At 67.0% G+C, this 13,032-nt stretch carries 10 protein-coding genes; 5 read left to right on the forward strand and 5 right to left on the reverse strand.

Features of this window, described 5'->3' with window-relative positions; translation table 11 throughout:
* Window positions 1-10: 10 nt before the first annotated feature.
* Entirely contained in the window at window positions 11-1,528 is a 1,518-nt protein-coding gene (locus tag KVP70_RS27895; protein WP_217945668.1) for an aldehyde dehydrogenase, read from the forward strand.
* Window positions 1,529-1,539: 11 nt separating this feature from the next.
* Window positions 1,540-2,406 (forward strand): SDR family NAD(P)-dependent oxidoreductase, encoded by an 867-nt coding sequence (locus tag KVP70_RS27900; protein WP_217945669.1) that lies wholly within the window; start codon window positions 1,540-1,542, stop codon window positions 2,404-2,406.
* A gap of 7 nt (window positions 2,407-2,413) precedes the next feature.
* Here KVP70_RS27900 and KVP70_RS27905 read toward each other — a convergent pair whose 3' ends face one another.
* Entirely contained in the window at window positions 2,414-3,469 is a 1,056-nt protein-coding gene (locus tag KVP70_RS27905) for an AraC family transcriptional regulator (RefSeq protein WP_217945670.1), read from the reverse strand.
* 173 nt (window positions 3,470-3,642) lie between these two features.
* Between KVP70_RS27905 and KVP70_RS27910 the strand changes: the two genes are divergently transcribed.
* On the forward strand, window positions 3,643-4,812 hold the full coding sequence (locus tag KVP70_RS27910) for a hypothetical protein (protein WP_217945671.1): 1,170 nt from the start codon (window positions 3,643-3,645) through the stop codon (window positions 4,810-4,812).
* Here KVP70_RS27910 and KVP70_RS27915 read toward each other — a convergent pair.
* The 4 genes from KVP70_RS27915 to KVP70_RS27930 form a co-directional block, all read right to left on the reverse strand.
* Window positions 4,790-6,154: a diguanylate cyclase domain-containing protein gene (locus tag KVP70_RS27915; protein WP_229225137.1), complete on the reverse strand. Its 1,365-nt coding sequence runs from the start codon at window positions 6,152-6,154 to the stop codon at window positions 4,790-4,792. The two genes, KVP70_RS27910 and KVP70_RS27915, sit on opposite strands and share 23 nt — an antisense overlap.
* Before the next feature lie 242 nt (window positions 6,155-6,396).
* Entirely contained in the window at window positions 6,397-7,590 is a 1,194-nt protein-coding gene (locus tag KVP70_RS27920) for an aminotransferase-like domain-containing protein (RefSeq protein ID WP_020702267.1), read from the reverse strand.
* Window positions 7,591-7,690: 100 nt separating this feature from the next.
* A complete protein-coding gene (locus KVP70_RS27925; RefSeq protein WP_217945672.1) occupies window positions 7,691-8,152 on the reverse strand; it encodes a RidA family protein in 462 nt (153 codons plus the stop codon).
* Between the two features lie 105 nt (window positions 8,153-8,257).
* A complete protein-coding gene (locus tag KVP70_RS27930) occupies window positions 8,258-9,250 on the reverse strand; it encodes a DMT family transporter (protein WP_229225138.1) in 993 nt (330 codons plus the stop codon).
* Window positions 9,251-9,547: 297 nt separating this feature from the next.
* On the opposite strand from KVP70_RS27930, the gene KVP70_RS27935 reads away from it, so the two are divergent.
* Both KVP70_RS27935 and htpG read left to right on the forward strand, forming a co-directional pair.
* The gene (locus tag KVP70_RS27935) at window positions 9,548-10,999 is read left to right on the forward strand and encodes an aminotransferase-like domain-containing protein (protein ID WP_416053853.1); all 1,452 of its coding nucleotides are present in this window, start codon (window positions 9,548-9,550) and stop codon (window positions 10,997-10,999) included.
* Between the two features lie 80 nt (window positions 11,000-11,079).
* Window positions 11,080-12,999, forward strand: a complete 1,920-nt coding sequence (gene htpG, locus KVP70_RS27940; protein WP_217945674.1) for a molecular chaperone HtpG — start codon at window positions 11,080-11,082, stop codon at window positions 12,997-12,999.
* Window positions 13,000-13,032 lie beyond the last annotated feature (33 nt).

Genomic DNA, 13,032 nt, shown 5'->3' on the forward strand with positions numbered 1-13,032 from the left:
GGACAAGTCAGTGGAAAAGACAGTGCAGTACTACCAGCAGCAAGCGACGCAGCTGGATTTTGAAACCCGCGCGCTGATCGGCGGCCGCTTCGTCAACGCCGTTTCGGCCGAGGAGTTCGACTCCATCAATCCCGCCACCGGGCGGCGGCTGGCCGGCATCGCCCGCTGCGGCGCGGTCGAAGTGGACGACGCGGTCAGCTCGGCGCGCCAGGCCTTCGAGCGCGGCCACTGGTCGGGGGCCCCGCCCAAGCACCGCAAGAAGGTGCTGCTGCGGTTGGCCGACCTGGTCGAGACCAACCTGGAGACGCTGGCGTTGATGGAGAGCCTCGATTCCGGCAAGCCGATACGCGATGCGCTGGGGGCCGACCTGCCGGACATGATCGAGAGCCTGCGCTGGCACGCCGAGGCTGCCGACAAGCTGTACGACCAGATGGCGCCGACCGCGCCCGATGTGGTGGCGATGATCGTGCGCGAGCCGATCGGCGTGGTGGGCGCGGTCCTGCCGTGGAATTTTCCGCTCTACCTGGCCGGCTGGAAGATCGGCCCGGCGCTCGCCAGCGGCAATTCGATGGTGATCAAGCCGGCCGAGCAGACCTCGTTGACGGCGTTGATGCTGGGCCGCCTGGCGCTGGAGGCGGGCCTGCCGGAGGGCGTGCTGAATATCGTGCCGGGCTACGGCGAGACGGTGGGGCAGGCGATGGGCCGGCACCGCGACATCGACTGCATCAGCTTTACCGGGTCGGGCGAGGTGGGGCGCTTGTTCCTCAAGTACTCGGCCGAGTCGAACCTGAAGCGGGTGGTGCTCGAATGCGGCGGCAAGAGCCCGGCGCTGGTGCTGGCCGACGCCGCCGACCTGCCGCGCGTGGCGCAGCAGGTGGCCACCGGGGCGCTGTTCTGCCAGGGTGAAAACTGTAGCGCCGGTTCGCGCCTGATCGTGCACCGGTCGCGCAAGGACGAATTGCTGGAGCTGGTCAAGGGCGCGTTCGACGAATGGCGGGTAGGCGATCCGCTCGATCCGGCCACGCGGGTGGGGGCGTTGATCGAACCTGGCCACATGCAACGCGTGCTGGCCTACATCGACGGCGGCAAGGCGCAGGGCGCGGCGCTGGTGCATGGCGGCGCGCAGGTGCGGCGCGAGTCCGGCGGCAGCTTTGTCGAGCCGACCATCTTCGACAAGGTGCAACCGGGGATGAACATCGCCCGTGAGGAGATCTTCGGACCGGTGCTGTCGGTGCTGGGCTTCGACACGCTGGCGGAGGGCGTGGCGATGGCCAACGACACCAACTACGGCCTGGCGTCCTCGGTCTACACCAGCAACCTGGATGCGGCGCATGGCGTGGCGCGGGCGATACGGGCCGGCACCGTGTCGGTCAACTGCTTCTCCGAGGGAGACACCGGCGTTCCGTTCGGCGGCTACAAGGAGTCCGGCTTCGGCGGACGCGAAAAGTCGCTGATGGCGCACGACCAGTACACCGAGACCAAGACCATCTGGATGCAGCTGGGCGCGGCCGGCGGCATCAACACCTGAGAGGAATGCACATGGCTACAACATCGCAGGGCGGCCGGATCGCCCTCATCACCGGCGGCGCCGGCGGCATCGGCCGCGAGATCTGCCGCGGCTTCATCGAGCGCGGCATCGTCTGCGTGCTGGCCGACCATAACCAGGATGCGCTGGACCGCGCCACCGCCGAGCTGGGGCCGGCGGCGGTGGGCGTGGCGGTCGACCTGACCGATTTCGACAAGCTGGCCACCCTGCTGGCCTTCGTGCAGGCGCGCTACGGCCGGCTCGACATCCTGGTCAACAACGCCGCCATCACCGGCACCGGGCATTTCGAGGATAGGCCGGTCGATAACATCCTGGCGGAGCTGAACATCAACCTGTTGTCGCCGATCGTGCTGACGCGGCTGGCCTTCGCGGCCTTGCAGCGCAGCGGCGACGGCCGCGTGATCAACACCGTGTCCCTGGGCGGCATTTTCCCGCTGCCGGAGACCGGAGTCTATTCGGCCACCAAGTTCGGCCTGCGCGGCGCCATGCTGTGCCTGGGCATGGACCGCGAGCGGCACGGTGTCCATGTCGGCAACGTGCTGCCCTCGGCCACGGAGACGCCGATGCTGATGCGCGAGGCGGTCGAAGGCGGCAACACCTTGCAGTTCATGGATACGCCGCAGCAGCCGGTAGATGTGGCGCGCCAGGTGATGCTGATGCTGGACCGGCCCTGCCTGGAGCGCTATCCGCGCTGGAGCGAGTCATGGTCGGTGCGGCTGGCGATGCTGGCGCCGAATTTTCTGCCGCGATTGATACCGCTGTTCCGCAAAAAGGGAGTGCGCGGCCATGCGCGCTACCTGGAGTCGTTGCGCAAGCGCGGGCTGGCGGTGTCGCGGGAAGGGAAGTGGGAGCTGTCCTGACGAGGGACTAGGCCCAGGCGTTCAGGCGCGGCGCGACGGCGCCTTGCCGCACCTGGTTCGGCAGCATGCCGGACCAGCGCTTGAACGCTCGGCGGAAGTTGCGCGCATCGGTGAAGCCGGTGGCCATGGCGATTTCCACCAGCGGCATGTCGCTGCGCTTGAGCAGGTCGAGCGCGCATTCGTAGCGTACCTGGTCGACCAGGCGTTGATAGGACGTGTTCAGGTCCGACAGACGGCGGCGCAGCGTGCGCTCGCTGAGATTGAGCGCCGCGCCGATCGCGGCCAGGCCGGGCGCCTCGTCGACCGAGGCCCGCAGCAGGTTCATGATCGATTCCACTAAATCGTTGCGCGGCTGGTCGACGGCCAGCAGCTGGTCGATCTGCGCTTGCAGGGTGGCCTGCATGTAGCGGTCGTGGGTCGGCAGCGGGCAGTGGAACCAGGCCATGTCGCAGATCAGGCGGTTCAACGGGGCGTTGAACACCACCGGACAGCGGAAGTACTCGTTGTAGGCGCTGGCGTAGGCGGGGCGCGGATAGCGCAGCTCCAGCCGCGCCGGGCGGAAGTGCGAGCCGACCAGCGCGCGCGAGACTTCGACGCTGCTGACGAAAATCTCCTCGATGAAGAACGGCTCCATCTCCGGATCGTGGAAGCGGGTCGTGACCTCGGCGACGAAGTGGTGTTCGTCGAGGATGCCGAGTTCATTGACGGTGAAGGCGCCGGCCGCGCGCTGGTGCCGGATCAGGTAGTGGAACGCTTCGCCCAGCGTGGCGCAGGTCAGCATGCCCAGGCCCGGCAGACCGAAACAGACCACGGTCTGGCGGGCGCCGGTGGCGATGCCGATGGCCGGGTCGCCCCAGCGCTGCATGGCGCGCCTGACCAGTTGGCTGGTCTGGCGATAGGAGACGCGGAAGTTGGCGTCGCATAGATTCTCGGGCGTGAAGCCCAGTCCCTTGCACAGGCGTTCGGGCGAGTGGCCCCGGCTGGCCACCAGTTGCAGCACCTGGCGGATCACATGGGGCGGTACGTCGGCATCGGCATCGGGGTGGTGGGATTTCGCCGTCACGGGTGCTCCTTTTGAAGATGTAGCCAGCATAGTCCGGATTTGCGCGCATGGGGCGGCCGGCGCGGAAATGGCCGTTTGAGTGTCGCTTTCTGGCCGTTTTGGACCTGTGTCGGCGCGGCGCCGTCGTATGCTGGGTGACGGCGCGCAGAGTCGCCGCATACCTCGGAGAACAGATGACCATCACGCCAGCGCAGCCCGCGCGACCAGCCCGTCCCACCTTGATCCTGGCCTGCTGCTGGGCGCTGGGCATAGGCGGCACCACCATGATGCCGCTGCTGGTGACCAACGCGATGGCGCGCCTGCGGCTGGATGAGGGCCAGGCCACCATGCTGGCCGGGGCGGAGATGCTGGGCATGCTGGCCGGCTGCATCGTGCTGCCGGCGCTGGCCCGGCGCTGGCCGTCCCGGCTCACCGCCGGCGCGCTGGTGCTGCTGGTGTGGAGCCAGGTGTTGTCGGCACTGATCGTGTCGGCGCCGGCGTTCGCGGCGGCACGCTTCGCGGCCGGGTTCTGCGAGGCGCAGATGATCGTCATGGTCGGCATCTGCCTGGCCTGCCATCGCGACGCGGAGCGGCTGTGGGGCGTGGTGCTGCTGCTTTCCGGCCTGGCCGTGGCGGGGGTGTTCACGCTGCTGTCGCTGCTGCCCGGCGTGGCCGACAGCAGCGGGATCTGGTACGGCCTGGCGCTGCTGGCGGCGGTGCTGGCGGTGGGGGCGGTGCGCGTGCCGGTGCTGATGCCGCAGTTGCTGCCGCAGCCGGAGGTGTATGCGGGCCGGCGGCGCGGCCGGGCGGAGATCTGGCTGGCGTGGGGCGTGTTCGTCGGCGTCTACAGCGTGCAGGCGGGCGTGTGGGCGGTGTCGGCCTTGCAGGGGGAGCGCATCGGCCTGTCCCTGCCGACGACGGGGATGCTGTTGTCGCTGTCGTCGCTGCTGGGCTTCTTCGGCGCGGTGGTGCCGGCGATACCGGCGCTGGCGGCGCGGCGCGGGCTGACGGTGATGGCGGCGCTGGTGGTGATGTCGGTGTCGGTGGCCGGCTTCTTCACCGCGCACGGCGCGGCGGCCTTCTTCATCGCCCAGCTGGCGCTGAACGCCGCCTTTTATACCGTGATGGCGGTGCTGAACAGTTTTATCTCGGCGCGCGACCGCAACGGCACGCTGCTGTCGCAATCGGTGGTGGTGACGTTTGCCGCGGTGGCGCTGGGCACGGTCGGCGCCGGGGCGCTGTTCCAGGGCATGGGCGGCTGGGGCGTGATCCTGTTTTCGCTGCTGGCGCTGGCGGCCAGCGTGCCGCTCGGGCTCGGGGCCCTGCGCGGCCATGGCCGGATCAGCGCATCACCAGCGCCTTGACCGCCTCCATCGCGGCGCTGCCGGTCTGGGTCGCTTGCACCTGGTTGCGGCCGCCTTCCTTGGCGACGTACATGGCGCGGTCGGCGGCGACGAACAGCGATTCGGTGTTGTCGAGCTGGTGCGGGACGATGGTGGCCACGCCGATGCTCACCGTCAGCCAGGCCGAGGTGGTCGAACGCGGATGCGGAATCTGCAGCGATTCGACGTGGGCGCGGATCGATTCGGCCAGCAGGTGGGCCGAGTCGCCGTCGGTTTCGGCGAACAGCAGCACGAATTCCTCGCCGCCATAGCGCGCCGCCAGGTCGGTCGGGCGCAGCGCGTGCGAGGCGATCGCCTGCGCCACCTGCTGCAGGCAGGCGTCGCCGGCCGGGTGGCCCAGGGTGTCGTTGTACAGCTTGAAGTGGTCGACGTCCAGCACCACCAGCGACAAGGGCTGGCCGCTGCGCATGGCGCGCTGCCATTCCTTTTCGAGGAAGGTGTCGAAGTGGCGGCGGTTGGCGATCTTGGTCAGCGGATCGACCATGGCGGCGCGCTGCAGCGCGTCTTCCGACTGCTTGTGGTGGGTGATGTCGTGCAGCAGGCCGATGAACAGCGGCTGGCGCAGGTACATCGGCGTCAAGGTCAGGTCCATGCACACCGAGCTGCCGTTGCGGTGGCGGATGATCACCTCGCGCGTGCCGTGGCTGTGCGCGGTTTCCGGCGCGGCGGCGTAGCGGTCGAAGTAGTCCAGGTATTCCTGCGCCACCAGGGGATTGAGCAGGTCGCCGATGGCGCGCCCGGCCAGTTCGTTCTCCTGGTAGCCCAGGTACTGGTCGCAGGCCGGGTTGGTGTACTGGATGCGGCCGTCGGCCTCGATGATCAGCAGGCCCTCGGCCATGTTCTCGACGATGGTGCGCAGGCGCTCGGCCTGTTCTTCCTGGGTCTCGCTCTTGCTGCGGATCTGCAGCTGGGTGCGCACGCGGGCGCACACCTCGGCCATGCGCAGCGGCTTGCTGATGTAGTCGACCGCGCCGATGTCGAAGCCGGCCACCACGTCCTCGGTCTCGGTGCGCGCGCTCATGAAGATCACCGGGATGCGCTGGGTGGCGGCGTGGCTTTTCAGCTGGCGGCAGGTCTCGAAGCCGTCCATGCCGGGCATCACGACGTCGAGCAGGATCAGGTCGGGATGGACCCGGCGGGCGATCTTCAGCGCCCGCTCGCCGGAGGTGGCGACGAAGGTCTGGTAGCCCTGCTGGACCATGAGCTTGCGCAGCGCGCTCAGGTTCTCCGGCGCGTCGTCCACTATGAGTATCGCGGCATCGCGCCGCGTGGCAAGGATGGGATGGGGAACTGGGGTGAACAAAGGCTGGCCTGATCTGAAAGTGACTATCCGTTCAAATCATAACGCTTCAGCTCGGCTCCGGGTGAAAAAAAATCCCTGGCGATTTGAGGATTTCTTCGGAAGTGACGGCGATGCCACACCAGCAGGGGACTGGCTTGCTGATTGTTGATGGGATGTTACTACTTTGCCCGGTTTTCGTTACTTTTGGTGATAAAGCCGGCGGGGATGTGGGCGGCGAGCGCCGCCCACGGCGGTGCGATGTCTTAGATCTTGGCGGCGATCAGCTTGCCCAGGATCTCGATGCCGGTGCGGATGCGGTCCGGCGCCACGGTGACGAAGGACAGGCGCAGCGTGTTGGTTTCCGGCTCGTTGGCGTAGAACGGCGAACCGGGCACGAAGGCGACCTTCTGGGCGATCGCTTCGTCGAGCAGCTTCATGGCGTCGATGTGCTTAGGCAGGGTGACCCAGATGAACATGCCGCCTTCCGGCTTGGTCCACTCGACGCCGGCCGGGAAGTGCTGGGCCATGGCGTCCAGCATGACCTGGCATTGGTCGCCGTACAGGGTGCGGATTTTCGGGATGTGGCGGCCCAGGAAGCCGTCCTTGATCACTTCGTGCACGACCATCTGGGTCAGCTGCGAGGTGTGCAGGTCGGCGGCCTGCTTGGCCAGCTCCAGGCGGCGCACCAGCGGCAGCGGGGCGACCACGTAGCCCAGGCGGATGCCGGGGGTCAGCACCTTGGAGAAGGAGCCCATGTAGATCACGCCGTCCGGGTTCATCGCCACCATCTTCGGCAGCGGGTCGCCCTTGTAGCTCAGGGCGCCATACGGATCGTCCTCGATCAGCGGCAGGCCGAGGCGGGCGCAGGTTTCCACCAGCTCCAGGCGGCGCTCGACGGACAGGGTGCGGCCGGTCGGGTTCTGGAAGTTCGGCAGCGCGTACAGCAGGCGCGCGCCCTGGGCGACGGCGTCCAGCGACGACGGCACCAGGCCGTGTTCATCGGTGGCGACCGATTTGAATTCAGGACGGTAGACCGAGAACGCCTGCAGCGCGCCCAGGTAGGACGGCGTCTCGACCAGCACCCGGCTGCCCTCGTCGATCAGCACTTTGCCCAGCAGGTCCAGCGCTTGCTGGGAGCCGGAGGTCATCAAGACCTGTTCCGGCACGATTTTCGCGCCGTTGGTCGACAGCGAATCGGCGATCCACTGGCGCAGCGGCAGGTAGCCGTCGGTCGGGCCGTATTGCAGGGCGACCTTGCCGTTTTCGCTCAGCACCTTGTCGAAGGCGGCTTTCATTTCGTCGATCGGGAAGGTCAGCGGCGACGGCAGGCCGCCGGCGAAGGAGATGATCTCCGGCTGCTGGGTGATCTTCAGGATCTCGCGGATGAAGGACGATTGCAGCTGGTCGGCGCGTTCGGAGAAGCGCCACTGGATCGGATTGGGGTTTTCGATTTTCATACATGTCTCACTAGAGGATGCCGGCGCTGCCGGCTATTCAACAAGCTCGCTTATGGCGTGCTCTTATAAAAGGAACGACTCCGGATAAGGAGCCGCCCGCTTACGCGACTTCCGCGATCAGTTCGATTTCGACGCAGGCGCCAAGCGGGATTTGGGCGACACCAAAGGCCGAGCGGGCGTGCTTGCCGGCTTCGCCGAAGACTTCGCCCAGCAGCTCGGAGGCGCCGTTGGTGACCAGGTGCTGTTCGGTGTAGTCGGCCGTGGAGTTCACCAGGCTCATGACCTTGACGATGCGCTTGACGCGGGTCAGGTCGCCGCCGACGGCCGCTTGCAGCGTGCCCATCAGGTCGACGGCGATGGCGCGCGCGGCGGCCTTGCCTTCGGCGGTGTCGATGTTCTTGCCCAACTGGCCGACCCACAGGCTACCGTCGGCGCGCTTGGCGATATGACCCGACAGGAACACCAGGTTGCCGGTTTGGGCGTACATGACGTAGGCGGCGGCCGGGGTGGCGGGGGCGGCCAGGGTGATCTCGAGCGCTTTCAGTTTTTCGTAGACAGACATGTGCTTATCCAAAGAGTAAGTGGGAAATTCGGGTTCAAGACCGATATTGTACGTCAGCGGCAGGGGCTGCCCACAATCGCGGCGAAATCAAGATAGTCTACGGTTTTAGCCCCGTTTCACCTGCATTTTGCGGCCGGCACCCACCACGGCGATGACGGCGATTGCAAAAACGACAGTGGGCCATTCGAGCGCCTCGCCCAACACCACGGCCGCGCCGAGCAGCGACAGGAAGGGCTGGACCAGCTGCACCTGGCCGACCCGGGCCACGCCGCCCAGCGCCATGCCGCGGTACCAGAAGAAGAAGCCGATGAACATCGAGAACACCGAGACGTAGGCGAAGCCGGTCCAGGCGGCGGCGCCGGCGGCGGCCAGCTGCGGGCCCTCCCGCCAGCACAGCCAGGCCACCAGCGGCAGCAGCGCCGGCGCGGACAGCACCAGCGCCCAGCAGATGGTCTGCTGGCCGCCCAGGGTTTGCGACAGGCGGCCGCCGGCGGCGTAGCCCATGGCGGCCAGCAGCACGGCCAGGAAGATGGCCAGGTCGGCCAGGTGCAGGCTGCCGCCGCTCTGGCCCAGCGCGAAGCCGACCACCAGCGCCGAGCCGACGCTGGCCATGATCCAGAAGCCGGCCGACGGTTTTTCGCCGGCCAGCAGGGCGCCGAAGACGGCGGTGGCCAGCGGCAGGATGCCGACCAGCACGGCGCCGTGGGCGGCCGGCAGGCTGCGCATGGCGATCGAAGTCAGCCAGGGGAAGCCGATGATGCAGCCGATGGCCACCAGCGCCAGCGGCAGCAGGGCGGAACGCGGCGGCAGCGGCGCGCGCTTCCAGGCCAGCCAGCCGCCGGCCAGCACGGCGGCCACCAGCGCGCGGCCGAGGGCGACGAAGGTGGGGGATAAGCCTGCGCTGAGGCCGGCGCCATGGCTGGCGCTCGCCAGGCCGTTGCCTGCCTCGCCGCCGCCGACCGCCAGCCGGGTGAACGGCAGGGTCAGGCTGAAGATGGCGACCGCGATCAGGCCGAGCAACATGCCGGTGGTTTCGTCGCTCAGCCCCGGACGGGTGGGGATGATGGCGGCGGCGGGCGGCGGGGCGCTGTGGGTCATGCGGGTCTCCGTGGCGTTATCAATATGGTTATAGGCGGTATGGATGTATGCTACGTGACAAAACCAGTACAGTGCCAGTACACTTGTGCACATAATTTCTCATACTGTGACGGTAATATGACCAATACACGCTCGCGCACTTCACTTTTGGGCGCCGCCGCGTCGGCCGCGGCGGAGGCGGTGGCCGAGGCGCTGGCGGCGGCCGAGGCGCGTTCGGCAGCCAAGGCGGCTGCAGCGCCGGGACCGGCCGTGACGTCGGTGGCGGTCGCGCCATCGAAGGCTGCGAAGACAGGGGCGATGGTGGGGCTGCTGTCGCGCGAGTCGGGTGAGACGCTGATCGACCAGATCGTGCGCTCGGTGACGGCGCGCATCGACGACCGCCTGCTGCGCGGCGGCGCGCGCATGCCGTCGATCCGCGCGTTCGCGGCGGCGCACGCGGTGTCGGCGTTCACGGTGGTGGCGTCGTACGACAAGCTGGTGGCCTCGGGCTACCTGGAGTCGCGCCGGGGCGCCGGCTTCTTCGTGCGGGAGCCGGCGGCGATGGAGCTGAACCTGGCGCAGCGCCGGCCTGGCGCGCGGCGCCGCGCGGCCGAGGGCGAGCGCGAACACCCCGGCGCCAAGCCGATCGACGTGGTCTGGCTGGTGCGGAACATGTTCCGGCAGATGCCGCACGCGCAGATGCCGGGCACCGGCGTGCTGCCGCCCGACTGGCAGGACGGCGCGGCCATCGCCAACGCGCTGCGCTCGGTCAGCCGGCAGCACCCCAACCTGCTGGTGAGCTACGGCGTGCCGCAGGGCTTCCTGCCGCTGCGCCAGCAGCTGCAGCTGAAGTTCGCCGAGCTGGAGATCGCCGCCGCGCCGGAGCAGATCGTCACCACGGCCGGCGTGACGCAGGCGCTGGACCTGGTGGCGCGCGAGTTCACGCGGCCGGGCGACACCATCTTCGTCGACGATCCGGCCTGGTTCCTGATGTTCGGCTCCTTCGCCGCGCTGGGCGCCAAGGTGGTGGGCATCCCGCGCCTGGCCGACGGCCCGGACATCGCGCAGCTGGCGGAGCTGGCGGCGCTGCACAAGCCCAAGCTGTACATCATCAACTCGGTGCTGCACAACCCCAGTTCGACCTCGCTGTCGGCGGCCAAGGCCTTCCAGGTGCTGCGGCTGGCGGAGGAGCACGATTTTCTGATCGTCGAGGACGATATCTATTGCGACCTGCATCCGGGCAGCGCGGTGCAGCCGGCCACGCGGCTGGCGGCGCTGGACCAGCTGCAAAGGGTGATCTACCTGGGCGGCTTTTCGAAGACGATGGCGGCCAATCTGCGGGTGGGCTATATCGCGGCGTCGCCGGAACGGGCCGAGCGCCTGGCCGACCGCAAGATGCTGACCATGCTCACCACCAGCGATATCGGCGAGCGGGTGGTGTACAAGGTGCTGTCGGAGGGATTGTTCCGCAAGCACACGGACCGGGTGCGCGCGCGGCTGGACGCGATCCGCGCCAAGACCATCCGCCAGATGGAGCGGGTGGGGCTGACGGTGGATGTGGCGTCGCCGGCCGGGATGTTCGTGTGGGCCGATGCCGGCTGCGACACCAATGTGCTGACCGAGAGGGCGATGGCGCACAACCTGTTGCTGGCGCCGGGCAGTCTGTTCTCGCCCAAGCAGCTGCCGTCGACCCGCATGCGGCTCAATGTGGCGGCGATGCAGGAGCCGGCGGTGTGGCGCTTCCTCGAAAGAGAATTGGGCCGCTCTTGAAATCCCTCTTATAATCCCCACTTTCGTCAAACCTTTGCGTTTTTAATCACATTCACCACAAGACTATTGAGGCTCTTAAAATGGCAGACAACGACAAGCAAACCCTGGGTTTCCAGGCCGAAGTGAAACAGCTGCTGCAGCTGATGATCCACTCGCTGTACTCGAACAAGGAGATTTTCCTGCGCGAGCTGATCTCGAACGCGTCCGACGCGTCCGACAAGCTGCGCTTCGAGGCGATCAACAACGACGCCCTGTACGGCAACGACCATGAACTGAAGATCAAGGTCTCGTTCGACAAGGCCGCGCGCACCATCACCATTTCCGACAACGGCATCGGCATGAGCCGGGACGAGGCGATCTCGCACCTGGGCACCATCGCCAAGTCGGGCACCAAGGAGTTCTTCGGCAAGCTGTCGGGCGACCAGCAGCAGGACGCTGCCCTGATCGGCCAGTTCGGCGTGGGCTTCTATTCGGGCTTCATCGTCGCCGACAAGATCACCGTTGAAACCCGCCGCGCCGGCGCGGACGCCGCCGAAGGCGTGCGCTGGGAATCGGCCGGCGAGGGCGATTACTCGGTCGAGCAGATCGAGAAGACCGGCCGCGGCACCGACATCATCCTGCACCTGCGCGAAGGCGAGGACGAGCTGCTGTCGTCGTGGAAGATCAAGTCCATCATCCGCAAGTATTCCGACCATATCTCGCTGCCGATCGTGATGGCGAAGGAAGAGTGGGACGAGGAGAAGAAGGAAACCGTCGTCAAGGACGAACTGGAGACCATCAACCAGGCCAGCGCGCTGTGGGCCCGCAACAAGTCGGACATCACGCCGGAGCAGTACGAGGAATTCTACAAGCACGTGTCGCACGACTTCCAGGCGCCGCTGACGCATACGCACAACCGCGTCGAAGGCCGCAGCGAATACACGCAGCTGCTGTACATCCCGGCCAAGGCGCCGTTCGACCTGTGGGACCGTAACAAGCGCGGCGGCATCAAGCTGTACGTCAAGCGCGTGTTCATCATGGACGACGCCGAGCAGCTGATGCCGGCCTACCTGCGCATGGTCAAGGGCGTGATCGATTCGGCCGACCTGCCGCTGAACGTGTCGCGCGAGATCCTGCAGGAGTCGCGCGATGTGAAGGTGATCCGCGACGGCTCGACCAAGCGCGTGATCGGCATGCTGGAGGAACTGGCGAACGCCGATGAGCAGGAGAAGAAGGACAAGTACGTCACCTTCTGGAAGGAATTCGGCCAGGTGCTGAAAGAGGGCATCGGCGAGGACGCGACCAACAAGGACCGTCTGGCCAAGCTGCTGCGCTTCGCCTCGACCGCCAACGAGAACGACGAGCAGAGCGTCTCGCTGGAGCAGTACGTGGCGCGCCAGAAGGAAGGCCAGGACAAGATCTACTACGTCACGGCCGATAACTACGTCGCCGCGAAAAACTCGCCGCACCTGGAGATCTTCCGCAAGAAGGGCGTGGAAGTGCTGCTGCTGACCGACCGCGTGGACGAGTGGATGCTGTCCTTCCTGACCGAGTTCGAAGGCAAGGAGCTGGTGTCGGTGGCCAAGGGCGGCCTGGATCTGGGCGCGCTGGAAGACGAGGCCGAGAAGAAGGAACACGAGGAGACCGAGACCTCGTACAAGGATTTGGTCGGCAAGATGAAGGAAGCCTTGTCGGACAAGGCCAAGGACGTGCGCGTGACGTTCCGCCTGACCGATTCGCCGGCCTGCCTGGTGGCGGACGAGCATGAGCTGTCGGGCAACCTGCTGCGCATGCTCAAGGCCGCCGGCCAGAGCGCGCCGGAGTCCAAGCCTATCCTGGAGATCAACCCGAACCACCCGCTGGTGACGCGCCTGAAGTACGAGGAAGCTGGTAGTTCCTTCAGCGACTGGGCCAACATCCTGTTCGACCAGGCCTTGCTGGCCGAAGGCGGTTCGCTGAGCGATCCGGCCACCTTCGTCAAGCGTCTGAATGAAATGCTGCTGAACGGCGCCAGCAAATAAGGCCGGTTCCGGGAGTTGTGCTATTTTTAGGTT

It is taken from the genome of Duganella violaceipulchra (genome assembly GCF_019166075.1).
GTDB lineage: Bacteria > Pseudomonadota > Gammaproteobacteria > Burkholderiales > Burkholderiaceae_D > Rugamonas > Rugamonas violaceipulchra.